This window comes from Rhizobium sp. P2_G2 (genome assembly GCF_056403555.1).
In genome coordinates this window covers 1-13,936 of the sequence record NZ_JBFUFF010000077.1, presented here as the reverse complement: position 1 = coordinate 13,936, position 13,936 = coordinate 1, and the positions used below count along the sequence as shown (strand labels likewise).

At 61.0% G+C, this 13,936-nt stretch carries 12 protein-coding genes; 7 read left to right on the top strand and 5 right to left on the bottom strand.

Annotated features, from left to right (window positions below; translation table 11 throughout):
* Positions 1-2 precede the first annotated feature (2 nt).
* A complete protein-coding gene (locus tag AC1D06_RS32080) occupies positions 3-1,454 on the top strand; it encodes an aldehyde dehydrogenase family protein (RefSeq protein ID WP_477989947.1) in 1,452 nt (483 codons plus the stop codon).
* Positions 1,455-1,758: 304 nt separating this feature from the next.
* Here AC1D06_RS32080 and AC1D06_RS32075 read toward each other — a convergent pair whose 3' ends face one another.
* Positions 1,759-2,655, bottom strand: coding sequence for a LysR family transcriptional regulator (locus AC1D06_RS32075; protein WP_477989946.1), 897 nt, complete (start codon positions 2,653-2,655; stop codon positions 1,759-1,761).
* Positions 2,656-2,881: 226 nt separating this feature from the next.
* Here AC1D06_RS32075 and AC1D06_RS32070 point away from each other — a divergent pair, with 226 nt between their 5' ends.
* From AC1D06_RS32070 to AC1D06_RS32045, 6 genes are all read left to right on the top strand, one after another.
* The gene (locus tag AC1D06_RS32070) at positions 2,882-3,616 is read left to right on the top strand and encodes an SDR family NAD(P)-dependent oxidoreductase (RefSeq protein WP_477989945.1); all 735 of its coding nucleotides are present in this window, start codon (positions 2,882-2,884) and stop codon (positions 3,614-3,616) included.
* A 48-nt stretch (positions 3,617-3,664) separates the two neighbouring features.
* Entirely contained in the window at positions 3,665-4,417 is a 753-nt protein-coding gene (locus AC1D06_RS32065; RefSeq protein ID WP_477989944.1) for an SDR family NAD(P)-dependent oxidoreductase, read from the top strand.
* 30 nt (positions 4,418-4,447) lie between these two features.
* Positions 4,448-5,047 (top strand): NADPH-dependent F420 reductase, encoded by a 600-nt coding sequence (locus tag AC1D06_RS32060; RefSeq protein ID WP_477989943.1) that lies wholly within the window; start codon positions 4,448-4,450, stop codon positions 5,045-5,047.
* Between the two features lie 62 nt (positions 5,048-5,109).
* On the top strand, positions 5,110-5,703 hold the full coding sequence (locus tag AC1D06_RS32055) for a malonic semialdehyde reductase (RefSeq protein ID WP_477989942.1): 594 nt from the start codon (positions 5,110-5,112) through the stop codon (positions 5,701-5,703).
* Between the two features lie 51 nt (positions 5,704-5,754).
* On the top strand, positions 5,755-6,168 hold the full coding sequence (locus AC1D06_RS32050; protein ID WP_477989941.1) for a nuclear transport factor 2 family protein: 414 nt from the start codon (positions 5,755-5,757) through the stop codon (positions 6,166-6,168).
* A 103-nt stretch (positions 6,169-6,271) separates the two neighbouring features.
* A complete protein-coding gene (locus AC1D06_RS32045; protein ID WP_477989940.1) occupies positions 6,272-6,904 on the top strand; it encodes a class I SAM-dependent methyltransferase in 633 nt (210 codons plus the stop codon).
* Positions 6,905-7,220: 316 nt separating this feature from the next.
* On the opposite strand, the gene AC1D06_RS32040 is transcribed toward AC1D06_RS32045, so the two are convergent.
* From AC1D06_RS32040 to AC1D06_RS32025, 4 genes are all read right to left on the bottom strand, one after another.
* Positions 7,221-7,754, bottom strand: a complete 534-nt coding sequence (locus AC1D06_RS32040) for a lipocalin family protein (protein WP_477989939.1) — start codon at positions 7,752-7,754, stop codon at positions 7,221-7,223.
* Between the two features lie 306 nt (positions 7,755-8,060).
* A complete protein-coding gene (locus AC1D06_RS32035; RefSeq protein ID WP_477989962.1) occupies positions 8,061-9,380 on the bottom strand; it encodes an HD-GYP domain-containing protein in 1,320 nt (439 codons plus the stop codon).
* A gap of 213 nt (positions 9,381-9,593) precedes the next feature.
* On the bottom strand, positions 9,594-12,095 hold the full coding sequence (locus AC1D06_RS32030; RefSeq protein ID WP_477989938.1) for a CoA transferase: 2,502 nt from the start codon (positions 12,093-12,095) through the stop codon (positions 9,594-9,596).
* 34 nt (positions 12,096-12,129) lie between these two features.
* Positions 12,130-13,809 carry a GMC family oxidoreductase gene (locus AC1D06_RS32025; RefSeq protein ID WP_477989937.1) on the bottom strand — a complete coding sequence of 560 codons (1,680 nt, stop codon included), beginning with the start codon at positions 13,807-13,809 and terminating at the stop codon, positions 12,130-12,132.
* Between the last annotated feature and the right edge of the window lie 127 nt (positions 13,810-13,936).

Below are 13,936 nucleotides of genomic sequence, written 5' to 3'. Positions count from 1 at the left end.
GCATGAACCGCAAACTCTTCATCGGCGGCCACTGGCTGGATTCCGTTGCCGGGGACACCGCCGTCATCCACGACCCAGCCACCGGCGATCCGGTCGGCACCAGTTCCATTGCCAAGGCCGCCGACGTCGACGTGGCAGTCGAGGCCGCCACTCGCGCCTTCCCGGCTTGGTCGGGGATGCATCCCGACAAGCGCGCTCAGATCATGCACCGCGCTGCCGACCTGATCGCCGAACGCATCGACCTGATCGCCGACATCCTCACCCGAGAACAGGGCAAGCCGGTTCCGGATTCCAAGAAGGAAATCGCCTTCGGCATCGAGGTCATCCGCTACTATGCCGAGGAAGGCCGCCGCGTGCACGGCTCGCTGCGCCCCGCCTCGCGCGCCGATATCCGCAACATCGTCACCTCGCATCCAGTCGGCATCGTTGGCGGCATTATTCCATGGAACTATCCAGTCGATCTCTATGCCTGGAAAGTGGCGCCGGTGCTTGCGGCCGGCTGCGTGCTGGTCGCCAAGCCACCGCATGAGACGCCGCTGGCGATCGGCATGGTGGTTCAATGCTTCGAACAGGCCGGCCTGCCTGCCGGCGTGCTCAACGATATTCCGGGCACCGGTCCGGAGGTCGGTGCGGCGCTGTCTGCCCATCCCGGCATTCGCATGATCACGGCGACCGCCTCGGTTCCCGCTGGTCAGGCGATCATGCAGGCCGCCGCCGGCAATCTGAAGCGGCTGTCACTGGAACTCGGCGGACAATGCCCCTTCGTGGTGCTGAATGATGCCGATCCCGTCGAGGCCGCGGCCGCGGCAGCGCGCCGGTCCTTCTCCAATATGGGCCAGATCTGCATTGCCGTGAACCGCATCCTGGTGTCGAAGGGCATTCATGACCGGTTCGTCGAGGCGCTGGTCGAGGAAACCCGCAAGATCACGCTCGGCCATGGCATCGACCCCGGCGTGCTCTACGGCCCGGTGCTCAACGAGAGCGTCCGCCTCCGCACCAAGCGCCATCTCGATGATGCCGTTTCGCGCGGCGGCCGGTTGCTGACCGGCGGCTCCATTCCGAAAAGCGAGACCTTCGACAAGGGCTTTTTCTTCGAGCCGGCGGTCGTTGACGATGTGCCGGATGGCGCACTGGCAACGACCGAGGAGACGTTCGGTCCCCTCGCAGCCGTGCGGCCGGTGGCGGATGACCGCGAAGCAGTTCGGATTGCCAACGCGCTGCCCTTCGGCCTAGCAGCCTACGTATTCTCCGGCGACCTCGAACGCGGATGGGCGGTCGCCGAGCAGATCGAGGCCGGCGCGGTCGGCGTCAACGTCAACGACACCAGCGAATTGCAGGCCCCCTTCGGCGGCTGGAAGATGAGCGGCATCGGCCGTGAACTCGGCCCCGAAGGCCTGCAGGCCTTCCTGGAGAAGAAACATATCAAGCTCAGGCTGCGCGACCGCCTTCGCTGAAGCCAAAGCTTTTCTGAAGAAGGGTTTAGGCATTCCTGCATCGTCGTATGAAGCAACCGACATGGTGCAGTTGATGGGAGCTGAACCGACGACCCCGTTATAAGCAGAGGGCCACCTTGACTGATACCTGAGCAGTTGGTGTCCCCGCGGCCAACAGGAATGACTAATTTGGGGCCGGCTGCAGACGGTCCGCTATCGGTTTCCGTTTGGTGGAGAGCCGACACGCCGCAGCTTTTGCCTCCCGGGGTTGCCAATGTCCAAGCCGCAATTTCCCGAGCCCATTTGCAGCGTATGGAGCCGGGGGTCAGTCGCGCGATATGGACAGCCCGGCGAGGAGCGGAGCGTAGGCGGCGAGCCGGCGGGATATGAACTCCGTGAAGAGCCGCACGCGCTTTGTCTTTCGTGTCTCCCCCTGCGTGAGAAGCCAGAGCGTTCCGTACATGTGCAGCTCGGCGCCCGGCACCCTCACCAGGAGAGGGTCGGCATCTCCGACGAAGCACGGCAGTGTCGCCATCCCGAGCCCTTGGCGTGCTGCCACGATCTGCGCCTCGCCGTCCGTGGTCCTGAACGGAACCCCCGTGGTGCGAACCTCACCCTCGCTGGCCCAATCCGGGATTCCATGAGCGCCTATAACGATCCACCGGATGGGATCAGGCGCGCCCGTGCGCGACGCATCTAGTTGGTTGCGGGAGATGTAAACGCCGCCGTACAGCTCCGCTCCCTTCACGCCGTGAAGATTGAGCGGCAGGGTTTTGCGGTCGTAGACGACGCGGATCGCCACGTCGGCCTCTCGGTTGGTCAGATTTGCCAGCTCGCCGGACGACAGGATTTCCATCTCGATGTCCGGATGCAGACGGGCGAAATCGGCGAAGTCCGGCATGAGCAGGTGTGTCGCCAGCGGCGGAGCCAGCGACACCCGCAGAAGCCCGCGCACGCTCTGGTCGCGACCGAGGACGCGCGTCTCCAGCTGGTGCGACGACGCTTCCATCTGGTTTGCGATCTCGAGGACCTCCTCGCCCGCAGCTGTCAAACGGTAGCCCGAAGGAAGCTTTTCGAACATCTGCGCCTCGAGGCGCGCTTCGAGCTGAGCGATGCGTCGCAGCACGGTCGAGTGGTTCACACCCAGGCGTGCGGCGGCAGCCCGCACCGAGCCTCCACGCGCGGCGGCAAGAAAGTAGCGAACGTCATCCCAGTCGATCATGGTGCATTCCCGCGCCGGCGCTGCGCTTCCTGAAACGCAATCTAACACGGCGAGCCGCAGTGCGCACGACCATCGCGGCGTTAGACCGTCTATCTGGATCGTTTTCGCACCACCGATATGCGCAATTGCGTACTCACCGCCCGACTTCGGCACCCCCATATCGAGGCTTCCGGGGCTCTCCCTGTACCGCCAAAAACTCGTGACGGCGAAACGAAGGATGCATGACATGAACAGACTGGATGGAAAGACCGCCGTGATCACCGGCGGCGCTACCGGCATCGGCCGCGCAGGAGCAAAGCGATTTATTGACGAGGGCGCCTTCGTCTTCATCTTCGGCCGCCGGCAGGATGCGCTCGACGGCGCCGTGGCCGACCTTGGGCCCAATGTCCGCGCGGTAAAGGGCTCGGTCTCGAATGAGGCCGACCTCGACCGACTCTACGCGGCGGTGAAGGCCGAGCTCGGCGGCCTCGACATCGTCTTCGCCAATGCCGGCGCCGGAGGCCCGCTTCCGCTCGGCGAGATCACTGCCGAGCACATTGACGAAACCTTCGACACCAATGTGAAGGGTACGATTTTCACGGTCCAGAAGGCGTTGCCGCTGATGGGCCCGGGCGGTTCGATCATCCTCACCGGATCGAGCGCCGGCACCACGGGCGCCCCGGGATTCACCGCCTACAGCGCCAGCAAGGCGGCAGTGCGAAACCTCGCGCGGACCTGGGCTGAGGACCTGAAAGGCACCGGTATCCGGGTAAACGTACTGTCGCCCGGAGCGACAGCGACCGAACTCGCCAAGGACGCGTTAGGCGAGGAGGGCCAGAAGGCCTTCGCGGCGATGACTCCACTCCAGCGCATGGCCGATCCGGCGGAGATCGCGGCCGTGGCGGCATTTCTCGCGTCCTCGGACAGCAGCTTCATGACCGCCAGCGAGGTCGCCGTCGACGGCGGCCTGGCGCAACTCTGACCCCGGCACGATCCCGTGTCTGGACAACACAACGAAGGATAGAACATCATGAAAAAACTCGAAGGTAAAATCGCAGTCATCACCGGCGGAAGCAGCGGGATCGGCTTGGCCACAGCCAAGCGCTTCGTGGAGGAAGGTGCGCATGTCGTGATCACCGGGCGACGCGAGAAAGCGTTGAAGGAGGCCGCAGCCTTCATCGAGAGAAACGTTACGGTGGTTGTGGGTGACGTGTCGCGCCTGGACGATCTGGACCGGCTCTATGCCGTGGTGAAAGAGAAACATGGTCACATCGACATTCTCTTCGCGAACGCCGGCGCGGGGACAATCGCACCGCTCGCGGCGGCAACCGAGGCACATTTTGACCAGACCTTCGATGTGAACGTGAAGGGTCTGTTCTTTACGGTGCAGAAGGCCCTTGCCCTCTTCAAAGACGGCGGATCGATCATTCTGAACTCTTCGGTCTCGAATGTGATGGGGCTGCCAGCGTTCAGCGCCTACGCAGCAAGCAAGGCGGCTGTTCGCAGCTTCTCGCGGTCTTGGACCATGGAGCTGAAGGACCGCAATATCCGCGTCAATACGATGAGCCCTGGCGCGATCGAGACTCCTGCCCTGGCGACAACGACCGGCCTTACCGCTGAGCAAGCCGAGCAGGCGGTCGCCCAGTTTGCTGCACAGATCCCAATGGGTCGCAGGGGCAAGCCAGAGGAAATCGCGGCTGCCCTCACGTTCCTCGCCTCCGATGAAAGCTCTTACATCACCGGCATAGATCTCGCCGTAGATGGTGGTTGGGCCCAGGTCTGACCCCCGGCATCCCACGATCGGAGAAACATCATGAGCTACGCAATTATCGGCTTCGGCAATATCGGCAAGGCCCTGGCCAGGGCATTTGCCCGAAGCGGCATCGAGGTGTCCGTTGCCACCACGCGCGACCCGGAAAGCTTTGCAGCCGATGCGGCCGCGATCGGCCCCACGATCATTGCCAAAACACTGGCGGAAGCCGTCAAGGCGGACATCATCTTCCTGGCTGTCCGGTTCCAGTCCCACCGGGATGTCGCCAAGGCGCTGCCCACCTGGCAGGGAAAGACCATCGTCGATGTGACCAATGCCTACGGCGTGCCCCCCGAGGAACTGGAAGGACTGCATTCTTCCGAGTTCGTCGCGCAAGTCTTTACTGGCGGACGACTGGTCAAGGGCTTCAACCATTTGGCCGCAGCGATCCTTGCCCAGGACCCGGCGGTTCATGGTGGCAAGAGGGTCGTGTTCCTGGCGAGCAACGATGACGGTGCCTCGGCAGAGATTGGTGCACTTGCAGAAAATCTCGGCTTCGCACCGATCAAACTTGGCGGGCTGTCGGAAGGTGGGCTGCTGGTCCAGTCGCGCGCAAACAGCTGGGGTCACCTGATCTTCAAGGACTTGATCAAGTTCGACTGATGTATCGCGATCGCCGATCGCCGAGATTACCCAATCTGTATTTAATCAGAGAGTATCTATCCATGACAGACGCATTATCCGACCACTCGCTCGATCAGATTTTTCGCTCCGCTCGCACCCCCAACGGTTGGGCAGATCGTCCGGTAGGGGACGATAGAGTACGCGAAATCTATGACCTCATGAAATGGGGGCCAACATCTGCCAACAGCAGCCCCGCCCGGTTTGTTTGGGTGCATAGCGCCGACGGGAAGGCAACGCTCGCCGGCCTTGCGGCGGAACAGAACAAGGCGAAAATTCTACAGGCGCCTGTCACGGTCATCATTGGCCACGACTTGGATTTCGCCGTGAAGCTCCCGAAGCTTATGCCTCATGCTGCTGAGGTCATGCAGCAGTACTTCGCGGCGCCAGGGGTGGCCGAGGTGACGGCAATGCGTAACGGAACGCTGCAAGGCGCTTACCTCATCGTCGCTGCGCGGGCGTTGGGACTGGACTGCGGCCCCATGTCAGGCTTCGACAACGCCGGCGTGGATGAAGCCTTTTTCTCCGGCACGCGAATCCAGTCGAACTTCATCTGCAGTATTGGCTACGGCGATCCGGCATCGGTGTTTCCACGCAACCCTCGCCTAAGCTTTGAGGAGGCCGGTCGCTGGGCCTAACCATGGAGGAGCTCGGACACGATGCGATCCGTGCGAAATGGAGAAATTCCCATGAGTATTGAGAACAACATCCAGACCGTGAAGGACTTCTTCGCCGCGATCGGATGCGGCGACAGGGAGGCTCTGTTGGCGCTGGTCGCCGAAGACATCGAGTGGATCATTCCGGGCAAGGACTGGCCGCTGGCCGGAACACGCCACGGACATGCCGGGCTGGCGGATTTGCTTGAGACGGCATCCAAGTCGATAGAAACGTTCACGGAATCCCGGGAGTTCGTGGCGCAAGGAGACCGGGTTCTCGTCGTCGGCTTCGCGAGGGGAAGGGTCAAAGCCACGAACAAGACGTTTGAGGATGACTGGATCTTCGCCATCACGGTCCGGGACGGCAGACTGACCAACATCCGGGAATATGTCGACACGCAAGCACTGGCCTGGGCCGCGCAGATGGACGCTTCCGGGCCGGCGTAGCGCTGGCCGTGTGCGGCCACCGGGTCGGGTAGACGGTGAATGGGCCGTGGATCGCCCCTCGCACACCGCGCGCTCGTCGAATGCCCACCTGAAGGAGATTGTTATGTACGACCAATCCAAGCTATCCGAATTAATCCGGTTCGCACGAGTCGATGCGGGCTCCACCGTCATCGACGTTTACCCAGGCCACGGCGATTGGACCCGTCTCTTTTCCGACGTCGTGGGACCTGAAGGACGGGTCTTCAGCTTCGTGCCGGCCGAAATCGCCCACTTCAAGAACGATCCGGTCGGCCTCATGCGAACGCTCGCGAAGGAGCCGGGGAGGGAGAACGTCCAAGCCGTTTCAGCGGACCTTGTGGCGATGCCGCAGGCCACGCAGCCAGCGGATGTCCTGTGGTTGCACCTGTTCTACCACGATCTCCACACCGCACTGATGCAGACCAGAGGCGCGACGGCGGCCGACTTCAATCGAGCCGTCTACGATCGGCTCAAGCCTGGCGGGTTCTACGTCATCGTCGATCACGCCGCCGCCGCCGGGTCAGGCACGGGCGATGCCCAGTCGCTGCATCGGATCGACCCTGCCTCCGTTCGCGAGGAGGTAGAGGCGGCCGGCTTCGTCCTGGACGCGGAAAGCACCATGCTCGTGAACAAGGACGATCCGCACGCGATCAAGGTGTTCGATCCCGCAATCAAGGGTGCGACCGATCGCATCGCCTATCGGTTCCTGAAGCCCTGACAGGTCCCGGCGCCTACTTCCTCAAGGATGTCGGGCTACACTGCTCAACTGCGCCAGTCTGTAGCGACGGCGCCTTTCGGAACTCGTTGGGGGCCTCCAAATGTCACGCTGGAGGCCGCTATACAGGCGCTGCTGCTTGTTTTTCAATTTTGACAATGCTTGCGGTGGCGGCACTCAGCCAATCCGGCTTAGGCCTCGCGTCGCGGCGGCTCTCTCGATCACCTCACCATTCTATAGTGATTACGACAAGGCACCTATCTTAAGCTTTAGCCGTTGAGCCAGAGCAGGGAAGCATTCAGCACCGAGGCAACGCCGACTATTGGAGGGGAAACTCAAGCTTTCGCACGTCATATCCTAGGGACTTCGCCTTTTTCATCATGCCAGAAAGCTTACTCTTGGCCGGAACACGGCGGGAATAGATCCAGAGGTTGTTCATCTCAGGGTCAGCGCTGATGAACCAGTCATGGCCAGGAGCCTCGTACAGTACCCAGTAATTGAAGGTGATAAAGAAGGGGTACCGCACTCTCAGCTTGGCGCGGGTCGTCTCGAGGTCGAGAAGCTCGCCCTTGCCTTTCACCGTCTTCAATTTCCCAGTCGGGGAGCCTTGGTGACACCCGTCTTCGACGACAATCTGACCGGCGCGAGGACCGGGTCGATACGTTGTGTAGCCGGCGACGCAACCATCTGTCAGCCACATCCGTCGCCTGCCGATCTCTAACCATGTCCCGCGATAATGGTTTTTGTCGACGTGAACCACAGCTGGCTCCGCGCGCGCCACAGCTGGGGGACTCGCCAGCGCAGCAAAAGCCAGCGCAATTGCATATCTCGAAATCCGCGTGCGGATCATCATTGCCTTCTCCCGTCGTGCACCCTTGGTACGAGGACGAGAAGCAGTTGGATCAGAAGACGGCTGGTCGATGTCACCCAGGTGTGAAGACACTCCACGACAGTTTCGCCAAATTTTCATGCATGCGGTTTGGCCAATTAACCCAGCCTGGGCTGTGGGCGCATCGACGCCGTCGAAGCCTACCCTGATGTGTCTGCTTTCGGGAAAATGGCACTGCAGTCTTCACGGTTGATTTGGGGGCGCTTCAGAGACATCAGCGCCGAACCCTCTCGGCTCCGGCTAAAGTCGAGCGCTGGGATGACAGTACGCCTATGCCGCACGCATCAGCTCAGCGCACGAGATTGCCTTTTTCAACGCTTCGACACAGCTCGGATCGTGTGAACTCCCGGCCCCGGAGTCAAGTATGGCAAAGGCCTCTTGAATCGACATTGCGGCGCGGTAGGGTCGGTCGGCAGTGAGTGCGTCAAAGACGTCCGCTGTTGAAATGATCCGCGTGTCCATACTAATCTCGTGGCCAATCAGTCCGTTTGGATAACCGCGCCCGTCCAGCCGCTCGTGATGAGCACCAGCGACCTTCGCGAGATCAGCAAACGCGGAGATGCGCTCGAGAATCTGCTCCGAATAGGCCGCATGATTTCGCATCGCCGTCCATTCATCCTCATCGAGTTTACCGTTCTTGTCGAGGATCGCGTTGCTCACGCCAAGCTTGCCGATATCATGCAGCAATGCCGCGCGCTTGAGCTTGCGGCGGGCTTCAAAGCTGTATTGCAGTTGTTCGGCAATCATGTCGGTGAACAGCGCGACACGATCGCTGTGGCCTGAAGTGAACGGACTTTTGGCGTCGATTACGCGGGCGAAGGCTGCCGCGATGTCATCAAGGTAATCCTCGTCGGCCAATCTCTCGATCTGCGCCGGTTCCAATGCAAGCACGACCGCCTCGACATCCGGCGATCCAAGCGTTTGCCAGAAGCCGTTGTGACGTTCCACCGAGAGGAACGCGTCAACGATCGCCGGATCAAACCAAGTCCCCCGGCGTTTACGCAGCTCCCTAAGCACCGCAGCGCGCCCGCCACTGACATAGAAAACATCGACCACCTGGCACATCAAGGCGATGCGTGCGTGCGGGGAGATGTCGAAGCCTGCAAGACCTTGTGGCTTGCCGCCTCCATCGAAATGTTCGTCGAGATCGAGAATGCCGTTCGCCACTGTTTCTGGAAAATGCATTTGGCGGGCGATTTCAGCACCCCGTTGGCATCGCGTCTCGATCAATTCGCGGGAAATCGCGCCGCCATTCTGCAGAATGTTCAAGACGCCGCGAAACCGCTCCGACAATCCTGACTTCAGACCGGTATGGCTGAGGACGAATCCCAGCACCTGAGAGAGACTGCTATCGACCAACTTGAAATCTCTTTTGAACGAAAGGTCGTCAGCGAGATAAAGTTCGCAAATGCGAGCAGCGTTCGATGAGCATCCAAGGTCTTTCAGGAGCAATGTATAGTAGAGATCGCCGAGTTCCTCGGAGGTGAAACCGAGGTGCTGGCCGACCTGCATCCCCATCCAGCAACAACGGATACAATGACCCGGGGGTTGACCCTCCGTCATATCGAGGGCGCGGCTCAGCGCGCCCATGATCTCGGCAACGCGTATCGCGGTATCGGTCAATGGAATTATCCTGTGCAGGGTAAGTCCATATAGGATAACAACGGAATGCTTTGATTTACTTAACGTTTGCGTCGCCGCAGCCAAGGTGATTTTCTCACTTCCAGTGCTTCAGAGACCTGAGGTATTGGCTCCTCTTGGCCCAAAGCGGCCGTGTCCGGCAAGCGCGCACGATGGTGGAATTCAACTCGGAAGGTATTCTCGACTCCAGCTTTCACTGACCGTCCGAGCAGTGATAAGTTCATCGACGCTAGCGTCGCTCAGACCAAGCCCCTTCATGACTTCCCGGGTCGAGGCACCATACTTTTCAGCAGGCGACCGTGCATAGATTTGCCCATTGATTGGCCGGACCGCATACGGGTCGAGATGCGTCACCGTGTGGCCACTGGGGTGATCGGCATAGATCGAAAAGGAGTAGCTGCCGCGGTCAGTGCCGGGCGTGCCGTCGGCCGGCCGAGAAGTTTCGGCGCGGATCGCTTCGATGTTGTCGCAGATCGCCGCTCCGATGTCCGCCTTTTGAAAGCGTTCCATCCAAAGCTTGGCCGGAGCGGTGGCGATGWTCGCCCCAAGTACTTCGACGCGTTCATGTTCCGCGATGTCAGCCATCCGCTCCAGGCTTTCGACGTTTCTGAAGCGCGGCAGGTCCTTCTTCGACGCGGCGATCACGATCCAGCGATCCTCTGCGCGGTAAAGGCGATGTAGGGCATCATATCCGCGGGCGCTTGGGCCGGACGGTTCGTTGAAAGGAGTGCGGCCCTGATAGTCAAAGCAGAAGGGTATCTGCGCCAGTCCGCTCAAGGCCGAGAGCGAGGTCCGCGCACGACCAATCTTTCCGGTCATCTGCTTTTGGTAGAGCGCAGCGGCCACACCGAGGGCTGCACCGAAACCGCACATCACATCGATTGTGCCGACATGGGCATGTTCCTCCGGCGTCTTCATCGAGCCTCCAAAGCGGAGCATGATGCCGGTCGCCGCCTGGACGAGATCATCATAGCCGAGGTAGTTTGTCCGCGATCCATTCCGAACACCACCGAAGCAATCCAATTGGCAGAATATGGCATCGGGATTGAGCTTCTGGAGGCCCTCGGCGTCGAGACCTTTCGACTTCACCTGGCGGTCGGTAGCGTTCCAGACCACGACGTCGACGGAGCGGACGAGTTCCTCGAACAGCTTGCGCCCGTCCGGCGAGCCTATGTCGAGCAGCACTGATTTCTTGCCCCGCATATGGGTCATGCCGAAAATGACGGTGTTCCAGCAGTCAAAGAGCGGCGTCGCCGGATCGACCTTGATGACCTCGGCTCCGAAGCGCGAGAGGTATGAGACCGAATGCGGTCCGGCGATGACGTTGCAGAGGTCGAGAATTCTGATTCCGTCCAGCCAACCTGACTTCCTCTCGCTCCTCGCGACACTCTTCTGAAGCGAGGAACCCATCGCCCGCAAGTTCGACAGCGCCTCCTCGAAGTGAGCCTTTCGTCGTGGGGCGGGCGCCAACATGGCTTCGCCACTTTCCTCGAGCCATGCTATCGGCCCGGGCTGGATCATACGGCCATAGACAGGATCGTTGACTTCGACCATCAGGCCCGCCATGTCGGCATGGTCGTCGCTGATCCATTCCTGCAGCCAACGATGCGGCGCGCCGGGAAACTGCCCCTTGCCGAAGACGCGTTCCCATTCCTTTGCCGTCCGTGTGAGGAAGACCGCCTTCATCCGCTCGGAAATCTTGTCGGCCCAGAACTTGGGCAGTGGATAGACGCCGAGCGAGACGTCCGATGACCATTCCGACGCAGGGAGGTAGGTGTCGGGTTCTTCCCGAAGTCCTTCGGCAATGAGTTCGTCATAGATGCCGAGCGTCTGCAGGCAGCGCTTGGCGTGGAATTTGTGGCTCGGGCAGACGACATAGAAGCTGCGGCCGTCCTTGCAGGGATAGCTGCGGTAGAAGGGGTCAAGAAAGCCCTGGAGGTCATCATATGTCACATCCATCGGCAGCCCTTCCGCCCACCGCCTTTCGATCTCGCGCTCGCGCTGGGTCTGGTAGCGCAGCGGATAGTCGTCGATCTTGATCGAATTGTAGCAGAGGCCTTCCATGACCGCGCTGGCGAGCGGCACCTCGATGTGATCGCCATGTCCCGTCCTCACGCGGGCCTGGAGGGCGAGCGCCGTGGCGGACACGGCCAGCATCGTCCCGTAGGCGGAGGCGAGCGGCAGCGGCGAGAAGGAAGGGTTCACACCCATCAGCACCCGGTTCAACCCCATGTCAGTGAACACGCCGGAGGATGCAGCGATGACAGATTCAAACGCCCGCCATTCGCGACGAAGTTCGTCATTGGACGCGAATCCAGGGATCGACACGGTAATGAGTTCGGGGCGCGCAGCCCGCAGCGCAGTGAAGTCGATGCCAAGGCGCTTCATGACGCCGGGGCGGAAATTCTCGACGACGATGTCGGCCTCGGCGATCAGGGCAAGCGCTTCGGTCCGCCCCTCGTCGGCTTTCAGGTCCAGTGCGACAACCAGCTTGTTGCGGTTCAGCGTCGCGTTGGCGGGGCTATCCCAAAGAGGGCCGTGGGGTGGGTCAATGTGGACAACAGTCGCGCCGAGGTCGCCGAGGATCATGGCGACGGCCGGACCCGCGATATACTGGCCGAAGTCGACGACCTTGACCCCATGGAAAGGAAGAGGTTCACGCATCATCATTCTCTCTCGGACTTGTGTTTGCAGGAGTTCAGGCCGCGACGACGCGGCGCGCGTCTTCGAGGATCATTGCGGCTGCCTTCTCGGCGATCGTCAGCGTCGGCGAGTTGGTATTGCCGCTGACAATGGTCGGCATGACACTTGCGTCGACAACGCGGAGGCCTTCAATGCCGCGCACCCGCAGGCGGCTGTCGACCACGGCCATAGGGTCGGAATCCGCCCCCATCTTGGCGGTACCCACGGGGTGGAATATGGTGTTGGCGATGTCGCCTGCGAGTTTCACTAGCTCATCGTCAGTCTGGAATTGCGGACCCGGCTTCCATTCCTCCGGTTGGTACTTGCCCAGTGCGGGCTGGCTGGCGATCTTGCGCACCTGCCTCAAGCTGTCCACCGCGACTTTCCGATCTTCTGGCGTTGCCAGATAGTTCGGGGCGATCATCGGTGCGTCCTCCATCCGGCCAGAGCGGATTTTAACGCTGCCGCGGCTGGTCGGGTTGAGATTGCACACGCTCGCGGTCAATGCCGGAAAGTCGTGCAATGGCTCGCCGAAGGCATCGAGGCTGAGAGGTTGGACGTGATATTCAAGATTAGCATGGGCTTGGCTGGGGTCGGATCGGGTGAAGGCCCCCAACTGCGACGGCGACATGCTCATCGGCCCGCTGCGCTTCATTGCATATTCGAGACCGATCATCGCCTTGCCGACCAGCGAGTTCGCGATCGTGTTGAGCGTGCGCGCACTCTTCAGCTTGTAGACGGCCCTGATCTGGAGGTGATCCTGGAGGTTTTCGCCGACACCCGACAGATCGACCGCGATATTGATGCCGTGCCTCCGTAGAAGAGCGGTTGAACCGATGCCGGACAATTGAAGGACTTGAGGTGATCCGACAGCACCCGCCGACAAAATGACCTCACGGCGTGCCAAAAATTCAACCCGGCGGCCGTGATGGTGCAGGACAACACCCTTGCACACCTTGCCGCCGTTCATGTTAGTCGCGATCACCAGCTTTTCGACCTGGGCTTCCGTCAGGATCGTCAGGTTCTTGCGGGCTCTCGCCGGGCGCAGGAAAGCCTTCGACGCATTCCAGCGCCAACCAGAGCGCTGGTTGACCTCGAAATATCCGACACCCTCGTTGTCGCCGCTATTGAAGTCGTCGGTTCGGGGGAACCCGGCTTCGCAGGCTGCCTCGGCAAAGGCCTCGAGCACGTCCCAACGGAGCCGCTGCTTCTCTATCCGCCACTCTCCTCCGTGACCGTGCATGTCCGAGAAACGGTTGTTGTCGCCTGTCTTGGGATCGGCTCCGCCGTCCATCCGGTAGTGGTCTTCATGCGCCTTGAATTTCGGCAGCACCTCGTTCCAAGACCAGCTGGCGTCGCCGGTGACTGCTGCCCAGGCGTCGTAGTCACGGGCCTGTCCGCGCATGTAGATCATGCCGTTGATCGACGAGCATCCGCCGAGTGTCTTGCCACGGGGATAGCGAAGCGACCTGCCGTTGAGGCCGGGGTCCGCTTCGGTCTTGTAAAGCCAGTCGGTCCGGGGATTGCCGATGCAATAGAGGTAGCCGACTGGAATGTGAATCCACGGGTAGTTGTCCTTCTTGCCCGCTTCGAGCAGCAGGACCCGCGCCGCAGGATCGCGGCTCAGGCGGTTGGCCAGCAGGCACCCCGCCGTACCTGCGCCGATGACGATGTAATCGAATGAATCCTCAAGCATGGGCAAATCCAGATTTCCACTGCGCAATAGGCGGTATCCTCACGACGATGTTTGCCATAAATCAGACTGTTGAGGTATGGCGGAAAATATCATGTCGCCATTACTTTTTTCGATGGTAGGGGTAGGG

Excerpts from the sequence above, each read along its gene's own strand:
- AC1D06_RS32080 (WP_477989947.1), top strand. The coding sequence starts at position 3 with ATGAACCGCAAACTCTTCATCGGCGGCCACTGGCTGGATTCCGTTGCC.
- AC1D06_RS32075 (WP_477989946.1), bottom strand. The coding sequence starts at position 2,655 with ATGATCGACTGGGATGACGTTCGCTACTTTCTTGCCGCCGCGCGTGGA.
- AC1D06_RS32025 (WP_477989937.1), bottom strand. The coding sequence starts at position 13,809 with ATGCTTGAGGATTCATTCGATTACATCGTCATCGGCGCAGGTACGGCG.
- AC1D06_RS32035 (WP_477989962.1), bottom strand. The coding sequence starts at position 9,380 with ATGGGCGCGCTGAGCCGCGCCCTCGATATGACGGAGGGTCAACCCCCG.
- AC1D06_RS32065 (WP_477989944.1), top strand. The coding sequence starts at position 3,665 with ATGAAAAAACTCGAAGGTAAAATCGCAGTCATCACCGGCGGAAGCAGC.
- AC1D06_RS32070 (WP_477989945.1), top strand. The coding sequence starts at position 2,882 with ATGAACAGACTGGATGGAAAGACCGCCGTGATCACCGGCGGCGCTACC.
- AC1D06_RS32050 (WP_477989941.1), top strand. The coding sequence starts at position 5,755 with ATGAGTATTGAGAACAACATCCAGACCGTGAAGGACTTCTTCGCCGCG.
- AC1D06_RS32045 (WP_477989940.1), top strand. The coding sequence starts at position 6,272 with ATGTACGACCAATCCAAGCTATCCGAATTAATCCGGTTCGCACGAGTC.
- AC1D06_RS32055 (WP_477989942.1), top strand. The coding sequence starts at position 5,110 with ATGACAGACGCATTATCCGACCACTCGCTCGATCAGATTTTTCGCTCC.
- AC1D06_RS32040 (WP_477989939.1), bottom strand. The coding sequence starts at position 7,754 with ATGATGATCCGCACGCGGATTTCGAGATATGCAATTGCGCTGGCTTTT.
- AC1D06_RS32060 (WP_477989943.1), top strand. The coding sequence starts at position 4,448 with ATGAGCTACGCAATTATCGGCTTCGGCAATATCGGCAAGGCCCTGGCC.